This is a genomic window from Mesorhizobium sp. M1409 (assembly GCF_040317535.1).
Taxonomy (GTDB): domain Bacteria; phylum Pseudomonadota; class Alphaproteobacteria; order Rhizobiales; family Rhizobiaceae; genus Mesorhizobium.
On record NZ_JAMYKV010000006.1, the window covers coordinates 13,890 to 34,944 of the forward strand.

28 protein-coding genes are annotated in these 21,055 nt (G+C 61.8%); 17 read left to right on the plus strand and 11 right to left on the minus strand.

Annotated features, from left to right (window positions below):
* Positions 1-16 precede the first annotated feature (16 nt).
* The 7 genes from NKG99_RS06990 to NKG99_RS07020 all read right to left on the minus strand — a co-directional run bounded on the left by NKG99_RS06990 (position 17) and on the right by NKG99_RS07020 (position 4,410).
* Positions 17-208, minus strand: a complete 192-nt coding sequence (locus NKG99_RS06990; protein WP_352865633.1) for a hypothetical protein — start codon at positions 206-208, stop codon at positions 17-19.
* Positions 205-552 carry a hypothetical protein gene (locus NKG99_RS06995; protein ID WP_352865634.1) on the minus strand — a complete coding sequence of 116 codons (348 nt, stop codon included), beginning with the start codon at positions 550-552 and terminating at the stop codon, positions 205-207. Before NKG99_RS06995 ends, NKG99_RS06990 begins: the two co-directional genes overlap by 4 nt.
* A complete protein-coding gene (locus NKG99_RS07000; protein WP_352865635.1) occupies positions 549-986 on the minus strand; it encodes a hypothetical protein in 438 nt (145 codons plus the stop codon). The genes NKG99_RS06995 and NKG99_RS07000 overlap by 4 nt, the downstream gene beginning before the upstream one ends.
* Positions 987-988: 2 nt before the next feature.
* On the minus strand, positions 989-1,753 hold the full coding sequence (locus NKG99_RS07005; protein ID WP_352865636.1) for a metallophosphoesterase: 765 nt from the start codon (positions 1,751-1,753) through the stop codon (positions 989-991).
* A complete protein-coding gene (locus NKG99_RS07010; protein ID WP_352865637.1) occupies positions 1,750-2,421 on the minus strand; it encodes a metallophosphoesterase in 672 nt (223 codons plus the stop codon). Before NKG99_RS07010 ends, NKG99_RS07005 begins: the two co-directional genes overlap by 4 nt.
* Before the next feature lie 178 nt (positions 2,422-2,599).
* A complete protein-coding gene (locus tag NKG99_RS07015; protein WP_352865640.1) occupies positions 2,600-2,776 on the minus strand; it encodes a hypothetical protein in 177 nt (58 codons plus the stop codon).
* Positions 2,777-2,871: 95 nt separating this feature from the next.
* Positions 2,872-4,410, minus strand: a complete 1,539-nt coding sequence (locus tag NKG99_RS07020) for a RepB family plasmid replication initiator protein (protein WP_352865642.1) — start codon at positions 4,408-4,410, stop codon at positions 2,872-2,874.
* Positions 4,411-5,432: 1,022 nt separating this feature from the next.
* On the opposite strand from NKG99_RS07020, the gene NKG99_RS07025 reads away from it, so the two are divergent.
* The 15 genes from NKG99_RS07025 (at position 5,433) to NKG99_RS07095 (ending at position 11,378) form a co-directional block, all read left to right on the plus strand.
* Positions 5,433-5,897, plus strand: a complete 465-nt coding sequence (locus NKG99_RS07025; protein WP_352865645.1) for a hypothetical protein — start codon at positions 5,433-5,435, stop codon at positions 5,895-5,897.
* Positions 5,898-6,030: 133 nt separating this feature from the next.
* A complete protein-coding gene (locus NKG99_RS07030; RefSeq protein ID WP_352865648.1) occupies positions 6,031-6,300 on the plus strand; it encodes a hypothetical protein in 270 nt (89 codons plus the stop codon).
* Positions 6,297-6,866 carry a hypothetical protein gene (locus NKG99_RS07035; protein ID WP_352865651.1) on the plus strand — a complete coding sequence of 190 codons (570 nt, stop codon included), beginning with the start codon at positions 6,297-6,299 and terminating at the stop codon, positions 6,864-6,866. The genes NKG99_RS07030 and NKG99_RS07035 overlap by 4 nt, the downstream gene beginning before the upstream one ends.
* A gap of 82 nt (positions 6,867-6,948) precedes the next feature.
* Entirely contained in the window at positions 6,949-7,287 is a 339-nt protein-coding gene (locus NKG99_RS07040; RefSeq protein ID WP_352865654.1) for an SANTA domain-containing protein, read from the plus strand.
* The gene (locus tag NKG99_RS07045) at positions 7,287-7,658 is read left to right on the plus strand and encodes a hypothetical protein (protein ID WP_352865656.1); all 372 of its coding nucleotides are present in this window, start codon (positions 7,287-7,289) and stop codon (positions 7,656-7,658) included. Before NKG99_RS07040 ends, NKG99_RS07045 begins: the two co-directional genes overlap by 1 nt.
* On the plus strand, positions 7,624-7,872 hold the full coding sequence (locus tag NKG99_RS07050) for a hypothetical protein (RefSeq protein WP_352865659.1): 249 nt from the start codon (positions 7,624-7,626) through the stop codon (positions 7,870-7,872). The genes NKG99_RS07045 and NKG99_RS07050 overlap by 35 nt, the downstream gene beginning before the upstream one ends.
* Positions 7,869-8,003, plus strand: coding sequence for a hypothetical protein (locus NKG99_RS07055; protein ID WP_352865661.1), 135 nt, complete (start codon positions 7,869-7,871; stop codon positions 8,001-8,003). Before NKG99_RS07050 ends, NKG99_RS07055 begins: the two co-directional genes overlap by 4 nt.
* A gap of 417 nt (positions 8,004-8,420) precedes the next feature.
* The gene (locus tag NKG99_RS07060) at positions 8,421-9,083 is read left to right on the plus strand and encodes a hypothetical protein (RefSeq protein WP_352865664.1); all 663 of its coding nucleotides are present in this window, start codon (positions 8,421-8,423) and stop codon (positions 9,081-9,083) included.
* 98 nt (positions 9,084-9,181) lie between these two features.
* Positions 9,182-9,388: a hypothetical protein gene (locus NKG99_RS07065; protein ID WP_352865667.1), complete on the plus strand. Its 207-nt coding sequence runs from the start codon at positions 9,182-9,184 to the stop codon at positions 9,386-9,388.
* Between the two features lie 99 nt (positions 9,389-9,487).
* Positions 9,488-9,901, plus strand: a complete 414-nt coding sequence (locus tag NKG99_RS07070) for a hypothetical protein (RefSeq protein ID WP_352865669.1) — start codon at positions 9,488-9,490, stop codon at positions 9,899-9,901.
* A gap of 85 nt (positions 9,902-9,986) precedes the next feature.
* Entirely contained in the window at positions 9,987-10,118 is a 132-nt protein-coding gene (locus NKG99_RS07075) for a hypothetical protein (RefSeq protein WP_352865672.1), read from the plus strand.
* Between the two features lie 75 nt (positions 10,119-10,193).
* Positions 10,194-10,421, plus strand: a complete 228-nt coding sequence (locus NKG99_RS07080; RefSeq protein ID WP_352865674.1) for a hypothetical protein — start codon at positions 10,194-10,196, stop codon at positions 10,419-10,421.
* Positions 10,418-10,918: a hypothetical protein gene (locus tag NKG99_RS07085; RefSeq protein ID WP_352865676.1), complete on the plus strand. Its 501-nt coding sequence runs from the start codon at positions 10,418-10,420 to the stop codon at positions 10,916-10,918. The genes NKG99_RS07080 and NKG99_RS07085 overlap by 4 nt, the downstream gene beginning before the upstream one ends.
* Positions 10,915-11,154, plus strand: a complete 240-nt coding sequence (locus tag NKG99_RS07090; protein WP_352865678.1) for a hypothetical protein — start codon at positions 10,915-10,917, stop codon at positions 11,152-11,154. Before NKG99_RS07085 ends, NKG99_RS07090 begins: the two co-directional genes overlap by 4 nt.
* Positions 11,155-11,174: 20 nt before the next feature.
* Positions 11,175-11,378 (plus strand): hypothetical protein, encoded by a 204-nt coding sequence (locus tag NKG99_RS07095; protein ID WP_352865679.1) that lies wholly within the window; start codon positions 11,175-11,177, stop codon positions 11,376-11,378.
* A gap of 641 nt (positions 11,379-12,019) precedes the next feature.
* Here NKG99_RS07095 and NKG99_RS07100 read toward each other — a convergent pair.
* On the minus strand, positions 12,020-13,447 hold the full coding sequence (locus NKG99_RS07100; protein WP_352865681.1) for a LuxR C-terminal-related transcriptional regulator: 1,428 nt from the start codon (positions 13,445-13,447) through the stop codon (positions 12,020-12,022).
* A 166-nt stretch (positions 13,448-13,613) separates the two neighbouring features.
* On the opposite strand from NKG99_RS07100, the gene NKG99_RS07105 reads away from it, so the two are divergent.
* Positions 13,614-13,871, plus strand: coding sequence for a DUF1127 domain-containing protein (locus NKG99_RS07105; RefSeq protein ID WP_352865683.1), 258 nt, complete (start codon positions 13,614-13,616; stop codon positions 13,869-13,871).
* Between the two features lie 463 nt (positions 13,872-14,334).
* Here the strand turns inward: NKG99_RS07105 and NKG99_RS07110 are convergent, their stop codons facing one another.
* Entirely contained in the window at positions 14,335-14,829 is a 495-nt protein-coding gene (locus NKG99_RS07110) for a HEPN domain-containing protein (RefSeq protein WP_352865685.1), read from the minus strand.
* A 477-nt stretch (positions 14,830-15,306) separates the two neighbouring features.
* Between NKG99_RS07110 and NKG99_RS07115 the strand changes: the two genes are divergently transcribed.
* Positions 15,307-17,844: a hypothetical protein gene (locus tag NKG99_RS07115; RefSeq protein WP_352865687.1), complete on the plus strand. Its 2,538-nt coding sequence runs from the start codon at positions 15,307-15,309 to the stop codon at positions 17,842-17,844.
* Between the two features lie 449 nt (positions 17,845-18,293).
* Here the strand turns inward: NKG99_RS07115 and NKG99_RS07120 are convergent, their stop codons facing one another.
* Positions 18,294-18,710 (minus strand): hypothetical protein, encoded by a 417-nt coding sequence (locus NKG99_RS07120; protein ID WP_352865690.1) that lies wholly within the window; start codon positions 18,708-18,710, stop codon positions 18,294-18,296.
* 12 nt (positions 18,711-18,722) lie between these two features.
* Complete coding sequence (locus NKG99_RS07125) at positions 18,723-21,041, minus strand: hypothetical protein (protein WP_352865693.1); 2,319 nt, start codon at positions 21,039-21,041, stop codon at positions 18,723-18,725.
* Between the last annotated feature and the right edge of the window lie 14 nt (positions 21,042-21,055).

Below are 21,055 nucleotides of genomic sequence, written 5' to 3' on the forward strand. Positions count from 1 at the left end.
TATCGGGTATTCGGGTTCAAGAGGAAAGTCTGCCGCCGTCGACGAGGATGCCAAGCGCTCTGAGGATTCGGATGCCTGTCCAGAGCCGCGGTCCCGCTGTCGACACGGTGACAAGCAGCCGCCCAACGGCCTCTGGCGACATCGCACCGGTCACGATGTCGCCGAAGCGCTCCCGGGCGAACTCGGCCAGTTCTTCGGCTTGCGTCATTCCGGCATCTCGTCACCGGGTTCCGGAGGCACGTCGGGTGCTCGGTCGAGAATCGACAGCGCCCGAGCCATCTTCAGGAATGCCCGCGTCTCCTCGATCGCCGACTCGTAGGCCGCGATCCGTTCCTCGAGCAACGCCTCCGGAGTCAGTCCACCGGGAGTGCCGTCGACGAACACAATTTTCCTGCTGCCGTCCGCCAGCTTGACTAGAACGGCGACGCTGTCGCATTCCCAGCCAGACCACAACACAGACAGGGCGGCGAGCGGCTCGAAACCGACATTGCCGTAGCGATCGAGTATCTCCTCGCTGAGCAGCTGCAGCTGGCCGCCGTCCAGGTTTGTCATCGCGTCTTCTCCTTCGACAGCGGCGGCACAGGCACGCCGCCGTCCGCATGGTCGTCACAGCGGGTTGCGTACCAGCCTCCACGGACCCGCAGGACACCGGGCGCCCCGCAGACCTCGCAGGTCCGGACAGCGCTGGCCTCCGCCGCCCGGTAGGCTTTGCTCAGCTCGATCTTGACCGCATCAGGCAGGTCGTCGGCGGTGCGGTAGTAGATGCACAGGTTCCCGAATTTTTCCTTGACCTGCCGCAGATCGAACGCATCCTCGCGCCCTACGGGGATCACCTGCCGGACGACGAGGAAGAACTCGCGGATGATAGAGAACCACCCGGCATTGCATTCGAAACGCTTGGTCGCGAGGCCGGGGAACACGGTGGCAATCGCTTCGTATTGCCGCCGCTGATCGACCCGATATTCGTCCGTGTCCCATTCATACATCGTCAAATCTCCACTACCAGCGCGAGATCGAACGCCGGGTTTTCGGTGCCGTATCCCCGAGGATTACAGACCACCCGCGTCCCGCCGACCTCGTAGTCGAACGAGTCATGCGTGTGCCCGTGCACCCACAGCGCCGGCCGACCCGTGTCGATGGTCGCCGTCAGGTCACTGGCGAACGCCGCGTTGAGGGCGCTGCCTGCATAGCGCTCATGGACCGAGTTCCGGTGCGGTGCATGGTGCGTGACGACGACGGTCTGACCGTCAAACGGAGTTCTCAACTCCTGCCGGATGTACGACACCGAGGCTTCGTGCAACTCCTTCGCCCGGCCCGAGGTGAAGGCTTCATGAGGCTTCTGCGTCCACGTGATAGCCCGGTAGTCCGTGAGCATGCCTTCCGCCGTCGCCATGGCCCAGGCCAGGTCGCGCGGACTACGACTGTCGAGCGCAAAGTCAGTCCAGAGCGTCGCCCCGATGTATCGCACGCCGCCGATGACAACACTGTCGTTCTCAAGGAAGTAGACGTTCGGCAGCCGGGCCTGCCGTGCGAACTCCAGCTGTTCGACGACCGAGTACCGATAAAATTCGTGGTTTCCGGCGACGAAGATCGTCGGCATGAACGTGGCGATCTCGCGCTCCGCCCAGTGCAACGCGTTGCTGATGCCGTTGGTCACGTCGCCCGCTACGATGCACACGTCCGCGTCCGCCGGCGGGATCGGCGGCATGCCTTCGTAGTCGAGGTGAAGGTCGGAGAGGACCCAGAGTTTCATGGCTTTGCCCTCCGCGCAGCCTTCTCGGCTTCCCGCGCCAGCCGCTCCCGGTGCTTGATGCCGCCTTCGCGCTCGGCGTATTTCGGGGCCTTCGCGCGCAGCACCCTTACGATGTCCTCGATCCGCTTCTCCGCATTCAGGATCGTGGCATCCGCCTGCCGGATGAATTCCTCTACGCTGATAGGCTTGAAGGCTTGCGCGTCGACCCCGACATCCACGGAACCCGGCAGGCCGAGGGCCTTGCCATGGCTGTGGCCGAAAGCTTGATAAGCGCCGCGGTGCTGGGCGTTCCAGACGTAGCCAGCGTAGTGCGACAGCATGATCCGCTGGCCGTCATGGGTGATCTCGGCGGCATGCGCGACATCGGCCCACGGCAGCCGCTTCAGCGACGGCAGCACGTGGCCCTTCTTGTCGACGTCGTGGTTGCCGAGGATGAGCTTCTTCGTGCCGTGCAGGGCGTGAAAAATCTGGGCGACCCTGCGCTCGTCCAGTCCCATTGCGAAGTCGCCGAGATGCCACACGGTGTCGCGGGGGTGGACAGCCCGGTTCCAGTTGTCAATGAGGCACTGGTCCATGTCGTCCGTCGTCGAATACGGACGGGCGCATGCCTCTTCGCGAAGCATGAGGGCGTGGCCGAAATGGGTGTCTGCAGTCAGGAAAGTAGACATGGGGAACTCCTCGAAAACGATAGTGATGACGTGCGCCCAGTGAGCGCGGCGGTCAGCTGGCTATTCGCTTCGGGGTCCTCAACATGATGTCGTCTCCTGTTCTGTCGCCATCTATAGCGGCAGAGATCTAACGAAGTGCGATCGATAGCGGGCTCGACCTTGTGGCGTCAAGGATCCGTCAGAACGGGCACACGTCGTCGGGTCTCAGGTCGTCCGCCGAGCGGTCGTCCCATTGCAAGGCTCCAGCGGCGTAGGCCGGATCGGTGAAGTCGTATTCGGCCGAAGCCTCCGTAACCTGGCGCGTCGGGATGAATCCTCGCGCCGAGCGCAGACGCTTCGGAGCGGGCGGAGCCACGGGAATCCTTCCAGCCTTGTCGTCTACGAGGATTGCCCCCGCGATCTTCATGAGCTGGGGCAGGTTCCATTCCTTCGCGGCGTACGCCAGGTTCTTCAGCGCGGCTTTCTGTGTTGCGCTTTCTGCCTTGCGCAGGACCCTAAGCGCGGCAACCAGCGTGCCGAACCCCTTGACGTACGGTTCCATGGGCAGCCACGGCGAAACCTGATGGTCGCAGTAGACCTCGAAATGGCCATCCTGGAAGTAGCCACGGAACTGGCCCCGCCAGGATAGAAGCCACGCAGCGCGTCGAGGATGTCCTGCGCTCCGTTCGCGGCGATCTCCCGTGCGCGGGCAAGGCGGCCTTCCTCTGTCGGCCGCTGCCTGACGGCTTCGAGCAGGCCGCGGGACATGCCCGTTCCGGCAGTTGGCGCTGGAACTGGAACCGGAGCCTGGACTGGCTTGGCGACGGCGGGAAGGCGGTGCGTCGGGACGGAGCCTTGCTCCGCAGCCATCTCGCTCCACATCGAGAAGCCGGCGCCTACGCCGCTGCGTTCGACGACGCTAATCAAGACCCAAGCCTCCAAGCCAGACATGGCCTCGCCCTTCGGATTGGCCTTCGCCCGCTCATAGACGGCCCTCCAGCCTTCGGACAGGGTGATCGCGTCAAGTCCGGTGGACGTGACGGCGCGGCCAATGACCAGCGTGGACGGCAGCTCGTGCGGCTCGAGCGTGACATCGCCCCGGCTGATCACGTCCATCTCCCGAGGCGTCAGCCTTGCAGCCTGCGTCGTCGCCTGCCGCTTCTTCACCGGCGAGATCAGGAACACCAGTCTCTCGACGCGGCAGCCCCGTCCCTCTCCCAGGACAGGCTCGCTCATAGAGACCTTGAACCCGATGTCGTCCTCCTCGCGGGCGATGTCGGCGAGTGCTGGCTTGACGGCGCGAGCCATGAAAGAACCGAGGTGGAGATGGCCGTCGGCCATTGGGTATGAAAGGGACTCGGCCAGCGCGGCCGGCGAAACCTCCCAGCGCTTGCTGGCCGCGTCCGGGCGCGAAGACCTGTACGCGAAACGCGGATAGAGCCGTCCGGCGTAGCGGCTCGTGAAGCGGGCGAAAGCATTGAGGGACAGCATCGTGTAGTCATACGCGTCGAGGATGGCCGCGCGCACGGGGGCCGGGATCGAGTAACGCACCAGCGCCGTCCCTGTCAGCAGGTCCTGTTCGTGCTGCGCCAGGATCAGTGGCATCGAGCCGTCGATCCGCGCCCGCTCGGTCCGGAAGTCGTAAGTGACGCGGGTGCGCTCGAGCCTCTTGATGGACTCCCGGACGCGCGACTGGCGCACCGTGCGGTCCGTGTCCGCGTCGAGGAACCGGGCCATCTTGTCAATGCCGAGGACGTGCCACTCCTGCGCGATGCCGCAGTCGCGGGCGTTCGCCAGCATCAGCTTGTAGAGCGCCGTGTCCTGGGCCGTGAGGCAGTCCGCCCCTTCGATACGCATCGTCTCGATCATCGTGCGGGGCTCGTCGAACTCCGGAGGCGCTTCCGTGAGCTTGGCCTTCTCGCAGGTTGCCTGCTTCAGGAGGTTTCCCTTGGAGCGCACGCCCTTGCGTTCGCTTCCTCGAACCCGCCCCTTCTTCCTGATGATCTGCACGACGCCTTCCCCCTCGTTGCCCCTGTGACAAGGTTGGGCGTCGGCTTGGAGGCGTCAACGTCTCTGTGACAAATCATGCCGCAATGTCACAGAGACGTTTAAGTGACATGAACTGCCATTGTGTCACGGAGACGCGGCAAGCCTTTGTAATCGCTGGTCAATCGTCTATGTGCATTCGCGTGCCATTTTGTCACATAAACGATCCGTGATCGGACTCTGGCCGTCCGGGAAACGAAAATGGCGCGTTTCCGTGACATGGCCTGCCATTTTGTCACATGAACGAGGATTCGAGGCTCGCCGCGGACGGTCAAAAAGGCCGTTCTCGTGCCATCATGTCACGGAAAGAATCGGGTTTTGGCGAGATGGGGTCTGGCCGTGTCAACAGATTCCTACCGGGTACTAGGATCTTACCCTAGGAGACTTCGGTTTTTTGGGGGATTTCGGGGGCCGTCCGGCTTTGAGAATCCGTGTTGCCTGACGGCGAAAGTGGACTCGGTCCTGCTCCGCTTCAGAGGCTCCTGGAACACGAAGGATCGGCTCACGCGAGGCAAGCGTCAACGGGTGCCTCCGGCTGTGAAAAAGAAAGAGCCGTGCCGCTGCGCGGGTTTGGGGGTTTAGGCCGAGCAGGAGGAAGTGGCAGTGCTAGTCCTGCCACCGTCGGCAGGGATTCGAATCTGGATGTGCTGTGTTCCGGAAACCTTGGCCGCAGGCTCCAAGGCTCCGCGTCGGGCTCGCCCCGGGCTCCGCCCAAGGTTTCCCGTCAACCCGTGCCGAAGGCAGCTTGCGAAGCCTCGCCGGTCACTTTCGCGTTTTCATCGTTTACGCGTAAATCCCCGCTGCATCGTGCGGCCGTCCGGGTCAGCATGGTCCTTGGAGAGGGGGAACGGACATGCACGACGTCGACGTCCCCATGACGTACGTGAGGTCGTCGGCGAAGCGGCGGAGCGAAGCACAGCGGTAGATTTCCGTTGTCGCCTCCGCCGCCGGCAGGCAGGCTGGCTTCAGGGCATCGGAGGGGAACGATGGAAATTTCACTGTGGGACGACCCGGAGGGCTTCGTCGACGAATTCAACGCCACGCCGGAGGCAATGCAGCACGACCATGCGACGGCCACGCGCCGCCGCGGCGGACTCCGGGCCGTTTGCGAGAAGTCCTCGCTGGCCGTGTTCGGCATGAATTTGCGGGATCTCGACCTGGAGGCCCGGAAGACCCTGCCGCCCCGGGACCAGCTGGAGGCGGCCCATACGGCCGTCCGCACCGTCGCCGGCTACGACCCTGACCACGCGGCGCTGGACAACAACTGCGGCTTCGCCCGCAGCGACGTCGCGCTGGGCCACGCTCTTGCCTCCGCGCCTTCGTCGGCGGCCATAGGCTCTCCCGGCATGGCGCTGCTCGTCTGGCGGATGGCGATGCGGTATCGGCGCCAGGTGCCGCCGCGGCTGAACCTGATCACGGGTTTCACGGACCAGCACGATTTGTTCGACTAGCCCTTGCATTGGAGGATTCGCCGACTGAACATGGTCTAGCTCCGTCCTTCCGAACGATGCAACCAAACCGACACGAACCACGGCGGAATTCCAGTCGCTGCTGCGGCTGATCGGCATAGCCTTCTGGCTGCTGATGGGCCTAGCCGCCGTCCGGGCGCCGCGCGGCGACGCGGCGCTGACCACGACGCTGCTGATGGCGGTGCTGCTGCGACTGTTCCGGAAGGAAATCTGGCTGGCTGGCGCGCCGGCGACGACGGCGGAAGCGATCGGAAAGCCGTTCAAGGCGCTCCGCCGGATCGTCAAGGCCGCCCGCCCGGACAACGATCCGTTCGAGGCGGCCTTCGGCGACGTGCCGCACATGGGGCGGCGGGATCAGGATTCAGACAGCAAAAAGGGGGAATGACCATGGAGAACTGTAGATATCGCGGGCCCGAGGCGCAGGCCCGGTTCGAGAATCGCGCCATCGCCGAGATCGAATCCCTGAAGCAGCAGGCCGCCGACCGCACCGCCGACTGGGCGGACGCCGAAAAGCGCCTCGCGGCAGTGCTGCGGGAGTGGGAGGACTCGCAGGCTTCTGTTCGCATTCTCCAGGCCCGACTCGTCGGCGCTGAAATGGCTGCGTCCGCCGGCCGGGAAACGTCGAAGTCCGCCATCGCGGAAATCGAATCCCTGAAGGCTCGGATCGCCAGCAACCAGGACGAATACAACTCCGAGGAAACCCGGTACCTGACCAAGATTTTCGATCTGGAGACGGAGCTCGACAAGGCCGAAGTCGAAACCGGGCGGCTGTCCTGCGAACTCCATGACGAGAAGGGCTGCCGGATCAACTCGCAGCAGGACCTCGACGAAGCCAACCGCATGCTGAACGCCGTGAAGGTATTCAACTCCCGCTGCTTCAGCGGATCGTCATGCTCGTACCTAGACATCGTGGACGCGCAGGATGCGGGTTACATCCCCACCGCCGCCTGATCCGCCAGCGGCCTTGTCGCTTTCAGGCGTTCCCCCAATCCTGTTTCTGGGAACGCCGAAAGGCCGCTGGGGGAACAACATCATGGTCAAGCCCGTAGACGAAGAGCCCGAGGTCGTCCTCACTCACTGGGGCATCATGCAAGAGAACCGCATCGGCTTCCGTCTCGTCGGCGTTCACGCCGGCACGGGTCGCGGCCGTGTGACCAGCGCCCTGGTCGAGTTCGAAGAACTGACCATGATCGCCAAAACGAAAAGCGGCCGCACCTACCACCTGCGCGGTCCGACCGATCCGGATGCCACGGCGGCAATGATTCATGAACACATCCAGCGCTGGGGGCTGACGGTCCACGAAGTCGCCATGGCCGACGTCAGCGACCTGGCGTACGCGCTGCCGCAGAATCCGCAGGGGAGCTGGCATTGATGGCCGTCCTTCCAGCCAAGGCGGATGCCGCCATCAGCATCGCGACCCTGATCCACGAGCGAGGCCTTACCATCGAGCAGGCTGCCGAGATCGCCGAACTGGAGGCGGGCGTGCTGCGCGGAATCGTGGAACACGGACGCGTGGATGGGATCAGTCTGGAGAGGCTGGATCGCGTGTCCGAGGCGTTGCTGCAGGATGTTGATCTGACTGCGGAGGAACAGGTCGGCCTCGCGCAGCTCGATGCCGGACTCGGTGTCGACTTCGATGACGTGATGGCGAAAGCGGATCGGATCATAGCGGAGGCCAGGCACAAGGCGACTGGCGATCGTGAAGGTGATGGCGACGATGATGCGCCGGGGAGGAAGCCATGATCGGCCTGATGTCGGAACTCCGGGCAACCATGGTGCTGTCGATCTCCGGCAGCGCGGTCTGTCCGTTGAAGCCGCAGCGGAGATCGCCGATGTCGATGTCGGCGTGATGCGCGCGCTGGTCGAGAGACGTGATCACCGGATGCTGGATGTCTACGCCCTGGGAAGAGTCATGGAGGCGCTTGAGGCGGCACCGGAAAGCGGGAGGCGGTTGTGAGCTACTACGACATTCCGGAAGGCGGGCGAGACCTCGAACTCGGCCGCAAGATTTACATGGATGCGCTGGCGGACCGCCGTGGCTTCCGCGAGGACCAGCTCGCGCCGCGCCTGTGCGCACATGTCTATTAATTGAAGCGCGCGGGGGCGCTGCGCCCCTTCGCTTTCCTGTCCCCTCGCATTGTCTGCTGTGCGTCAGTCCGTCGCCGGCTGTGTGGTTGACGCCGAGGCCGGGTCGGCCAATCCTGTTGATGGCGAGGCCTTTGGCCTTGGCGGAGGCGGCTCTGGCCACGTGGCCGGCTGCGGCAGCCTGGGCGACGTCGGCGGCGGATCGAAGCCTGCTGACCCCTAAATGATAGCCGTGTCCCGGGCCTGAATCCCGTCTGGCGGCATAGGCCTTCCCAAAAATAATTTCATGGTAAAATGAAAGTAGTAAGCGAGGCGTTTCGGTAATACGTCAACAAATTTGTGCAGTGTCAACGATTGAAAAGGCGTCCATAGACAAAATACTCCATTGCACTTCTGTCCGCTCGCAGACATCCTTTATGTGTGAGCGGCGTAAACGAGGCCGAGATCACGGAAACGCCCCACAGGGACAAGTATATAGGGAACGGGATTATGAGTGAACTTCTGAAGAACGTCATCGCCGAGGGCAAGCGCATCCGTGAAGCGGTTGAGGCCGACGGCGGCAAGGACAGGCCCATCGATGCACGTCCCGGCGAGGACGAGCGCTTGTATCTCGAGATCGATTTCCGGGACGGCGAGACCAATCTTGTGAACTCGTGGGGCAACGGAACCCCGGCCTGGATTTGGGAAGGCAGCGGCGTCCGCTTCCAGTTGCAGCCGTCGCTTTCGCAGCTGGCCTTGGCCAACCTCCTCGAGGAGCAGCCTGAACTTGTCGGCGCGGTCATCGCCGCGGCAACCGGCGCTGACGATGAGAAAATCGGCGCAAACGATGCTCTGGACGCAGCGCTTGAGAGCCTCGGCGGCTTCATCGTCATGGACGAGGCGGAATTCTTCGGCGACAGCCCGATCACGGGGCGCGAAACAGACGCGGAACTCGGCGCCTTGGCCCACGTCCGAGGGGACAATGCTTCGGGCTACGACCGCGAACTTTACCTGGCGTTCAGCGAAGCCGAGGCTCTGAAGTGGCTCACCGGGCGCCGCAACGAAGCCCGCGACGTCCTGGACGACCTCGACGCAGCAGCATGACGGTTTCTCAGCCTATGCGGCCGGCATCGCGCTGGCCGCATATACGGGGGAAACCTGACCATGGAATGGCAGCAATCAGACATGAAGGGAACGGGACTATGCTCAAGAAGATGACAGTATACGGTCGCGAATACGACGTCGCTTTCGATGCGGAAGTAGTCCGCGCAAACCGCCGCCACCGCCGCTACATCGTCAACGGCGGCGGGTATGAGGATCGCTACCTCCTGGTTCATCGCGAGTCCGTGCAGCAGGCTTTGGAGCGGATGATCGACTGCGACCGCGAGGCTGAATTTGAAGCAGCCTGACGGATGTCCCAGCCTATTCGGCCGGCTTCCCGCTGGCCGTATATACGGGGACATCCCGGCCGCGGGGGACGCGGGAAGCATCTCGACAGGAGAAAAGAGATGAATACGCTTGCAAACCAACTGCGCGGACTGCGCGACACCGCAACCGCTTTCCTTGCGACCGCGAAGCCGGAGGACGTCGAAGTCTCCGTCGCTCTCGACGAAGACAACCGCTTCGAAGCGGTCGTCTGGATCGACGGCCTCAACCTCGGCGTCGGGGTCGGCGACATCGAACTGATCGGCACGCCGGGCAGTTACGAGGCCGAGTTTGAGTTCCGGTACTCGGATCCGGAGACATACGAGGAGCGGACGGTCACGCTTTCGGCGGCCCATGAGCCGGCGGAGCCGGACAGCCAGGCGCGCGGCTGGGACCACCTGCGTCGCCATCCGGCCGCCGCCGCGATCGACTTGGCCCAGATCGCGATCGGGGTGTTCTTCGACAGTGAGCTCGAGGATCTGGCGGCGGCAGCCTGACGGATGTCCCAGCCTATGCCGGCGGGGGTTCGCTCCTGACGGCATATACGGGGACATCCCGGCCGGACATGAAGCGAACGCCACCATGGGCGACATCAAGAACGGCATCATCAGCAAACCGCACGGGGTCAGCACCTGGACGGCGGCGGAAGCGGCGGCCGAGGCCAAATCCCGGAATGGAAGGAGCGCCGGCGTCAGCTACGGCCGGCTACGATGACGTCGAAACCCTGACGCATGGCGGGATCGAAGGCATGATCTGCCCCGCACCGATCGGGAACGGAAGCGGATGGGAATGGATTTCAGCTGGCACTGCGAGGGAATTTCGGCATCGTCGTTCGACACGCTCGCTTTCGCCCGCGCCGACCTCGTCGAGCGTCTCGCATACGAAGCCGAACTGACGCAAGCGAAGCAGCTTGACGGTTTCCCAGCCTATGCGGCCGGCCTCCCACTGGCCGCATGTACGGGGAAACCTGACCGGATCATCCGGCAGCAATCAAAACCAAGAAGGGAACGATCATGAACAAGGAATTGAAAGCTTCCGTCGCGAGGATCGGCGTCGCCGCGATGCAGGCGCACCAGGACTACATGGCGGGCAAGATTGGCGGCGTCGATGCGGTCGTCACGCTGCACCGCGCCATGGACGAACTGGTTGACATCGGCGCGAAGAACAAGGACCTCGATTTCGTCGCCGAGATGGCGGCGGAGGTCAGGGTCGCGGACTATGACGCGCCGATGGCCGACGGCGACATGCTGACGATCTTCCGCGACGTCGACCCGATGATGACTGTGCGCCAGTTCGGACGGCTGTGGTCCGGTGCCATGGAGGAGGTCGGCATCGAGAACCGTCTTTCGGTAGACGTGGAGTGCAACCGGGCGTTCGCCGCCTACGAGATCATGGACATCGTCGCCGGGGGCGATGCGATCCCGCCTCTGCCTGCCGCGGCACGGTTCATGAAAGAGATGGCGGCGCTGACCTGGAAGATCAGAAGCGCTCATTGCGCGAGGGCGGCAGCATGACCGCCAAGGCCCGTTTCAACGAACTCAGAGGGGGGCTGCGGCTTCCCCTCGACGACCTCGCCAGGCTGCTCCGGCGCCCGTTCGGCACCGTCAAGGCTTGGGCCAGCGACAGCCGCCCCGATCTGATCCCGCCTCCCGACGTGCTGGCGGCAATGGAGGCCGAACTGGTCGGCCAGGCCATTGATCGCATCCGGGCGGCCGGGTTCGACGTCATTCGGCACCGGAAGGCAGCCTAAAATCTGAAACCTGAAAGGCGATGAGAAAAGTGTCGTACTACCATGTCGGCAATTATGCGACCTTCGGCCGCTTCGGCCCGAGGGAGGCGAAGGATGCCATTGAATCCCTGCGGGACCTGTGCACGGAGCCTACCAGCCGGCTCTCGGTCATTTACGACGACGGGCTGTGCATGCACCTCACCATCGAATCCTTCGACCGTCCCGAACCCAAGCCCGCCTCCTGACCTGCGCCAGCCTGTCCGTCCTGACGCCCCGGCTAGCCACCGGGGGCTTTCGCTTTCCATGGGTCCACATAGCCCTGCACCTCGCCGACGCAACGAATGGGCCGTTTCTGTTGATCCGTTTTGCGCCGAATCAGCCGAAAAGCCGTGAACCCGCCCGGTTGACCCGAAGGCGGGCTTCCCGATCCGCCCCCAGACACGCCGTGGCAGGCTGCGCATCCACGCTTTCCGGTGCCGGCACCTGCAGGAGTGAATCCTTGGCCCGCATGCCGACGTCTGCCTGCTGCGCATTGGCATCCCGCGCCTTATAGTAGTCAAGCGGGAGGTGTCGCTTTGATGGCCACCGGGGTCGGCCCCGCGCCAGTCCACTTGTCGAAAGCCGCAGGGACGGCCCGCTCTGTCAGACCGTTGCGTTTCAAAGCCGTCATCACCGTGACGGCAGACACGCCAGATGCGACAGCTCCTGCGCCGACTGCCAGGACCGCCCCGTCTCCCGAGCGCGTGTTCTCAAGGCGGCGGCGGATGCGGCTCGAAGGGATCGCATGTTCCTTTGAAATATTTCGAGAAGCAATGAAGCAATGTTGACGCAGTTTCGAGAAAAGCCTTGGCGATCGGAAAATGGGTGTGGTTTCCTACATGCCACCTTATCCGAGTTTCGCCAGCTTTGCGGCCTGACGAATGGCCTTGACGGCATCCGGGTTGGTCACGGGATAGCCGGCGATGAAGCGTTCGACCGAAAACTCCGGGAACTCGGTCTGCAACCGGGCCGCTAACCCGGCCGCCTCCAAGGCCTCACCAACCGCCGCATGCGCCAGCGCCAGGAACATGATCACATTGGGAGAATCCGGCGCTCCCCTGCGCAGCGATGCGATGGCCTCATGATGCCTGCCGGCGGCGAACTGGATGCGGCCCAGCATGCGGAAATACGAAGACGGCGCCAGCGGATTCAGAAGCATGGCGCGCTCAATGAGCGGCATCGCTTCGGCCGGATCGCCAGCAACCAGCGCCTTGCTGCCGGCCAGCAGCGCCAGCGTGTCGGCGTGATTGGAGCCATATTCGAAGGCGCGGCGATACGCGCGCTCCGCTCCTTCGAAGTCGCCGAGACATCCCCTGAGATCGCCAAGGCAATTGCAGGCAGCACTATCCATCGGATCAAGCAGCATCGCGTTTTCAACCGATGCCCGCCACTTCTCGATTGAGCCCTGCGCATCGTCGCTGAAGCCCTGGCAGGCCTCCATCGAATGGGCATAGGCAAGCTGGGTCCAGGCCCTGACCAGGGTGGGGTCAAGCTCCAGCGCGCGTGAAAACAGGCGGATCGCTTCGGCAATGCCGGCGCGGCTAAATGTGTCCTGCCGTTCGACACCAAGCAGATAAAGGTCATAGGCCCGCAGACTCGCCGGCGGCTTGCGGCGGATCGCATTGCGGCCGACCGTGGCGAGCGCTCCGTAGCTGCCGGCGATCACGTTGATGACGCTCTCGGTCAGACTATCCTGCAGCGTGAAAATGTCCTCGACGGGGCGGTCATAGCGCTCGCTCCACAGGCTGACGCCGTTGCCTGCGTCGGCAAGCTCGATCGTCAAGCGAACCCGCTGGTCGTCCGCCCGCAGCTGACCCGAGACGATGTAGGTGGCGCCGAGCGCCCTACCGTCGGCAACGAAATCGGCGGGCTTGCTGCCCAACGACTTCATGGTGTGAAAGGCGATGACCGGCAGATCGGCGTAGCGTGCCAGATCGATGCTGATGTCCGATGACAGGCCGTCGGCGAAGCGATGCCAACTCTCTTCTGAATTCAGGCATTCGATCGGAAATATCGCAAGCACCGGCGACGCGTCGGCCAGCGAAGGAGTCAGCCCCGTGCGGGCCGCGCCATTGATGTGCGATGCAAGCGCGATCTTGTTGTTGACGCCGAGCTTCTCGTAAATCGCGGCGAGATGGGTGCGAACGGTCGACGGCGCGATGAACAGCGCCTCGCCAATCTCGCGATAGGTCAGGCCCGAGGCAAATTTTTCCGCCACCGCGCGCTCGCGGTCCGATAGCACGTCAGCCGGCGAAGGCGTCGCAATGCGGTTCATCAAGTTTCCTGCCATCGGATTGGCATGGTTTCAAATGCTGCCGCAGCAAAATACTACAAATGCAGGATGCGAAACACCGCATCTGACCGATGGTGCGTTCCCCCGCCGAACCACAGGCTCCCAGCATGCCCCGCAGACAGGGCCATTGATATCGAGGAGCACGCCCATGAGAACGATTCTGACCAACATATCCGATGTCTATGGCGCGATGCGCCTCAACCCCAGCGAACGGCAATCGAAGGCGGCCGGACACACGCAGAACCGGCCCAGTTTGAAGAGCCTGATCAAGGCGTGGCGCGACCGTGCCTACTACCGGCACGAGCTGGCACCTATGGCGATGGATCTGCCGGAGCTCATCGACGACATCGGGCTGACCATGGCTGAGGTGAACGCGGAGATCGCCAAGCCGTTCTGGCGCAGCTGAAGACCAGAACTGACTCGCAGCCGTAGCCTGCGCCCCACTTCAGCCGAGCTTCGCTGTAAGAGTTCGGCGTTGAGCAAGCGAGATGCGCCGGGGATCTTTCATTCAGCCGCTGTGGGAGGAGTTCGATGGCCAGGCGACCGACCTCATTGTTGTTCTACGCAACCGTCGTGGTCGGCGGCAGGCATAGCGCGACAACGGATAATCGTAGTGTCCCGCAACCCGCATGTCGAAGACCCGTCAGCCGTCGCTATCTCGGCGGCACCGCCTTAGCCGATTTGTTGGCTCCTTGGGGTCACGAGCAGACATCGGCAAATGACTACTTCGGGCCGTTAACGGCCTGGCAGCTTTCAGGATGACTGGCAAGAAAGCCGACCGTTGCGTCCAGCGTAATGCGGACAGCCTTGCGCCAAAAGCGGTTCTCCGTGTCCGACGACCGCCGCTGCTCGATCGCAGACACAACAGCTCACTCGGTCGGGGCGCAGGGGTAGTCTGACGGAAGACCACCGAGCCAGTGCTTGCTTCGGGGCACGCCAGTTGCATCCATGTCGAGGCCAGCGATGACGCACAGCCTGATGGTCTCGGCGAAGCGAAGTACACTCTGCGCCGAGATGTCCGATCGATCCTCGGACACGACGTAGCGCACCCGAACATAATCGTTCTTGTCTGCCATCTTGCGCGCCTGGGCCGGAATCTGCGGGGGCAGCTTCAATCCGAGTACCCGGGCCCGATCGACCATGGCCAGTAGGTCGTGGCCGTGATCGCGCAAAGCCGCCACGGTCTCGCCAGCGGACCGCATGTACGTTTTGAGGAAGAGTTCAGCAGCATGATAAGCCAGCAGACGAACCGGTCCGGCGGAACGCCGGCTCGGAGCAGTCGCCGCCAGCCGGGCCGCCTCAAGATAATCATCGGCTAATAGGAAGATGCCGTAGGGTGTGGCCCCGGCCGACTCTGGTATCATGCGAGGAGCTTAAGGGGCGTAGCAAACTCAAGGCAAGAGGCTGTCAAACGGCAGTTCCTCCGTCTCTTCTCACCACTCTGCGTGCTCCGCACCCGCAACCCTAGTGCGCGATTGCCGATCCAAGACCTTTGAGCCACAAGCGGCCTTTGGCTGACGTACGCTTCGCGCCAGAAGCGGCCGTTCGCGGTACCTCCGACCTCGCGTCTTAAGGAGGCCCAATTCGGGACCCGGTCCCGCGTCACCTACCTGGGTCTAATGATTGTCGAGAGCAGAGAGGAGATCGACTTGGCCAACCAGCATTGTCGCCCGACCACCCCCCTTCGAGTCCGCAACCACTTTTGGTTCCCGTGCATCATAACATTGTCCGACGCGTCGATTGCTTCTATGCTAGGGCGACTACCCACAGCCTTCATTAGTTATCGAAATTTGTGTACTGACAATCAATCTTGGCAGGGCACCTAAAATGAGGCGATCAAGATGGATGCATACAATTATCCTTACATTCGAGATACGGTCGTCATTAACGCTTACGTCCAAAACTTCTACAATACCTTTGTAGGCGACGGGCCGGTTTATCTATTTGGACGAGTTGTGACTCATGAGGCTGATCTCCTGGTTGGCCAGAGACCTTTGGTAATCATCGCCGACGAGTACCACGGCAACGGCTACATGATTGATGCCAGAGGCGCATACCCTGGAGGTAATGGCGGCACGGTCATTGTGCGGTGCAAGCGATCGACCGGGGCGCATGTCAGCGTGTCTGGCGGCCAGGGATTTGGTGGCACAACGGGGGCGGATGGCACGGAGGGCACGCCCGACATCGTTATCGAGGGAGAATGGGTTACAGTCCCCGATCCTTGGCCCATGGAAACCTCACACGAGGAATGGAGACCCGGCGAGACCATTCCCGGTACGCCGGGGAGTCCCCCCGGCATAGGCGGGAGCGGCGGACCAGGAGGAAATGCAGGAGCGCTGATATTCACGTCTACGACCGAGGACGGTTATCCCACTCTTGAAGCAGAGGGCGGCAGCGGCGGCCCGGGCGGCCCAGGAGGGTTCTTGGGCAACGAACAAGCCCCGTACGGCGAGGGCGGTGCGTCGGGGGCGTCCTCCGCAATCAACTACACCGTTGTTTCCGATGGGGATTTCCTTGCGCTTGTGCGTGGCGACATAGGCATCTACGCCAACTACTGGGCCCCGTTCAGGATTGTCGTCGCGGACTATTATTATCACAAGTACAACGCTCGCGTGGCCGATCGGGCAAACTGTCTGACGCTTGCCGCAGGTGAACTGGCGGCTGCGTTGCAGTTTCAACCGGACAATGCGGGGGCCCTTCGCCTGCAAAAGCAGATGTTGGGTTTTCCCGACCCCGTAGCAGGAACCGACCGGGTGGTGTGGAAGGGCGGCGGCAACAACGCGCTGGGCCTGCCACGCCAGATGGACCTGCTGCCGCGGTTTGACTACTACATCGACGCCTATGCCAACTTTGGGGCGCTCGCGGTGGGCTTTTTGACCAACGGAACACAATGGCTTTCGGCAGCGGAGGGCATTAGCGCCATGGGGGAGTTTGCGAACCAGCAACTCACCCAAGTCATCGCGGCGCGCGATAACAGCAGTGACGAACTCGACATAGCCAAGACCGAACTGAAGTACGCGGCTGAAGAAGTCACCTATGCCAAGCAACGGCTCGACAAGGTGATCACTGAAATTCAGACGGCGCTGCCGGTGATGGCGACCAAGAGTTTCTCTTTCGCCGGATTGTTCGGCACCGTGGCATCGATCGGCGCGGCAGTGGTGAGCATTGTCGCCGCGATCCCGACCGCGGGCGCTAGCGTCGTCGCCCTTGCGCCCTCATTGGTCGCGCTTTCAAATTCCCTCAGCGACAATGCCGAGCCGATCGCAAAGGCGCTGATCGAGGACGCAAAGGTCAAGAACGCAGAACTGGAGCAGGTCAAGAAGGCCTACGAGAAGGTGGGCAAGAACGTCGACGAGGTCGTCAAGGGCGGCAAGTCCATCGTGAGCTTTGTTAAGCTGGTGCAGGGTCTCAACGCCACCACGACTTCGGACAACTCCAAATATGTAGCGCTGGTCAAGCAGGGCGCCGAGTTGGCTCACGATCTGATGCTTGCCGGGAACCGAGCGACATTGGCCCAGCAGCGGGTTGATGCGGCAGCCGCCAAACTCGCGCGGGCCGAAGCAGTGGTCACATCGGTGGACAATCTGAAAAAGGCTCTGGATCTCAGGCAGCACACGCTCCGGCAGGTGGGGCTGGCCGCCATGGACATCGCCGCCTCAAAAGCCAACTTGTTGCAGACACTGGCCTTCCGCGCACAAAGATCGGTCGAAATTTATACGCTGGAAGATCAGGAGCAGAACGTCTTCCTAGATGCAGGAATGATCAGCCCGGACGACGGCCGGGCCTTCTACGAAGGGGAAAAGGATGAAGCCGCACTTGCAAGCGCACTGCTGACGTCCTGGGGCAGGATACTGAATCCCCTCAGTATGAAGCTGAACTATATCTCCTTTTTTGACGCAAGACCGGACTGGGACACCTATCGGCTCTCGTTCACGGACCTCCTTGAACTGGCATCGTTTCGCAATACGAACAGTTTCAGCTTTAGGATTGAAGCGACGGACCTGCACGAGAGTCACTTCGAGACCAAGGTCAAGAACGTGCTTGTCTCCCTTGTTGGAGCGCGCAACCAAAGTGCAGAAATATCGTGCATGGTGCGGCACGGCGGGCAGTACGAGCAGCGTCGACTGGACGGAAAAGTGGAGGTGCAGCTCCTGGCGCCACAGACCATCAATCGCCGGGCCAAAACGACGCGCCTGGACCGTCCTGTCGCGAACACCGACGCACCGCTCGACGCCCCCACGTCACTGGCCATCTGGGGCCGTGGTGTGGGCGGAGATTGGGAATTGAGGATCGAGCAGCACGAAATAGAATCGGGCTCGCTGGACCTGAGCGGACTATCGGAGATTCAGATTTGGGTCGACTATCAGTTCACTCGCTAACGCTCGTCCACCGCCGGCCTCTCTAAGGGCCGCTTTGGCCACCAACCCGGACATCATGTCGCCCAAGCTGAACGTCTGCTTTGAGGAAACGGCGAGTCTGATCTCAACGGCCGACATTAGGCGCGAAGCTGCCGTTCGCGTCGTGAATAACGTGCCCCGGCTTTGGGTAAAAGGGGCGCTAGATGGTGGATGATCTATGCTAACATTGTGAACCATTAAACTGCATCATATCCGCCATCGAAACTCGGGCTGAGGCCCGGGGATCACCGTGACCTGCTGGTTTGGAACAAGTGTTCGGCGGATGGATTGATCCGGATGAGGGCATTCATCCGGGACCGGAGGGTGAGGCAATAGCGCCGGAGTTGAATTCCTCCCAGCCTCAAGGAGATTGCTAGGTCGTGAATCAATTCTGAGGGGCTCTATCGAGAAGATCAATAGCTATATCCTTTTCACCCCCTCGCCGATCCAGGTGTTGCCTTGCTTTCAAGCATGCTCACGCGCCGGCTGAGATAGGCGTCGTATTGCTGCGCGGCATCCTGAATGAGTGCTTTCATGTGAGGCGCGCCCGTGGTGCCGTCTCCGCCGCCGGTTGGTCTAACACTTTGAAGATATGCAAGTACCTGCATAAGCATGGATTCAGTCAGCGTCGTCTCTTCAGGAAGCTCCGAATACCTGCTTGCCGGCATTTCTTTCGCCTGCTGGAGGAGAAGCTCCATAGCAGTAATCCGTTCCGGATTTGCGAGCTCCATTGTCGGGCGAGGCAAGATTTCGCGACTAGTCTCCTTGAAGCCACTCCCGATATGCAAGCCTGCCAAGAGTGCGCCAGCGGCAATAAGCGCGGATGCAAAGATCATGAACGGTCGCATGGGACACTCCCTTCAGTTGTTGCTTTGTTGAACAACGGGTTTCGGTCCAGGAGGCAAGAGGCGCCCGCCGTACCGCAGCATCCAGTCGACCTCACCTCGAGAGACGGGGCCGGACGGACCATAGGGGTGCTGCTGAACTTCTTGGAAAACGCGATCGACGAGTGCAGCGTGCTGCTTTTCAGATCGAGCCGTGCTGGCGGGACTATCGAGTCGCTTGATGATGTTCCTCGCAATCACTTCGGACGGTTTCCAGCTCGAAGACGACATTGGCGGTTGGAGGCCAACCATCCGCTCGCGGAATGTGAGGCGGTCCAAAAGATCAGCGATCCTTTCGGTTACCTTTTCCCGATCACCTGCGTTGAGCGTGCCAGCAATGCTACGAGCCTGATAGGCTGTTATCGCATCTTCGATTTGGTCGCGGTATGGCTGGATCTTGGTTTTAATGAATTCCTCAACGCCTTCGTTGCCCATTAGAAAGCGTGTCAACTGAGCCTCATCGACGACAACCGAGATTCCGCTTCGGAGCAATTCGGCGCCTGTCAAACTGCTCGTTACCTTCGCGAGATTCCGCTCAAATTGGCTATCGCCCCTCGCTGGGAGCCTTGGACTGGCAGGATCAAGGGCATCCTGCCAAGCGGCGGAGGCTTGGGACCATGCAGACGATGGGGAAGTTACAGTCTCGTCAATCTTGGTTGACGAGACTGCCCCATTCGCTCGGGGAGCGGTATTGGTGGCAGGGCTCTCCTCGGTCAGAAGCGTGTAGGCATGTTCCTTGGGTCCGTACTCCGATCCGAGCTCCGACAGCGAGATGGGTGAGGCGTTTTCAGGGTCGGAGGAAGGGGCCTCTGCCCCAATAATATCAGGCTTTGGCGTCGAGGATCGCATTTTATCGAGCAGAGGTGACACCGAAGAATAGAGGCTCAGGCCCATCTGAAGATCGCCGATCCAGGCTGTTTTCCGGTTTTCAGCGATGAGTTTGGCGATTCGCACCTGATGCTCGCGCTCTACCTTGTGAAAGTTGGCACTCGCAGCGGCCATATCCTCGTCGCGGGCCGTGGTTTCCTGATGGGAGCTCTCTGCCACGATAGCGTCGGAAGCACTGGTGGCGCGTCCGACGAAGGCGATCGCTTCTTCAATTGCCGAGTCGGGGATGACGGAGTCTTCCATGGAAAGAGCAGCGATCGTGCGACGTACCAATCCTTCCAGGCGCTGATATTCTGAAAGTGCGAGAACCATCGCGTTGTGCAGTTCGATGTTGTTAGCCAACGTCGTGTCCTGCAGCCGCAGGTCGGCCTTTTCAAAGTCCGCATCGGAATCGAGGTGGGCGCTCGAACCAGGCACTGCGCCAGGCGTTTCTTGCGCCGGGGGGACAGGAGAAACCTCGATCGTGACGAGGTCCGGCGAGCCGCCAGATACCGACAGGAGCCTTACTTGACGCTGCCAGGTTCGGCTGTGGACCGGGACATCAACAGTAAACGCCGAGTGACAATATTCAAAACCATCTGGCCCCATAGGTGGATCGCACCACTCTTCATGCTGTTCCCGGCGCATAAGGGTATGGCTGAACCACGGGAAAGTCCCTTCCTTGACGAGACCGTCTTGCAGCCCCAGCTCCTTCGCGATCGCGTATTTTTTCTCAATGATATCGGAGCGGAGCTGTGTCTCCAGTTCGAGGAAACCACCTTTTGTCCCGTCATCGAGCGTCTTTTCGAGCTGCGCGATCGCGGAACGCCGGACCATGGGATTCTCTTCGGCGTATTCGGACTGCTGATTGGCAAACATTTCTGCGTAGACAGCCGCGATCAGTCCGGGCACGCCGGCGACTGACATCGCCGAGATTTCTTCCCGCTTCAGCCGGAGATCCAGGGCAGAGCGCCGGATGTCGGCCTGGTATGCCAACCCTTTCAGCCTGCCGTCCTTGAACTGGCCGTTGCCATAAGCCTTGGCTTGCTCAATCAAACCCCTGACCATCTTGACCTGAGCGATTACAGTGTTCAGCCGGTCCCATTCGATTGCCTTGATGGTGGCATCGTAGCTGGTCTTGCCGAGATTCTCTGTGCGTTCGAGTACCGTTACGAGGGAACCTTGGACGCTATCCATGCTCTTCCCAAGAGCCGACAGCATCTCCAGAATTGCACTTATTCGAGCGCCATTGATGTCGTTCTGCTTGTTGAACATGGACAGGAGGCCGCCGGCAGCGGTTGCTGCTGTCAGGGGATCAATCGCATGCGCCGGGATGGCGGCGTTGAAGCTGAGCGCCCCCACCAGGCCCAGAACACAGCCTTTCCGAACGATGCTGTGAGAAAGTCCAGCGCCAATCTGCTTGAACATGTTGTGCCCCTTTT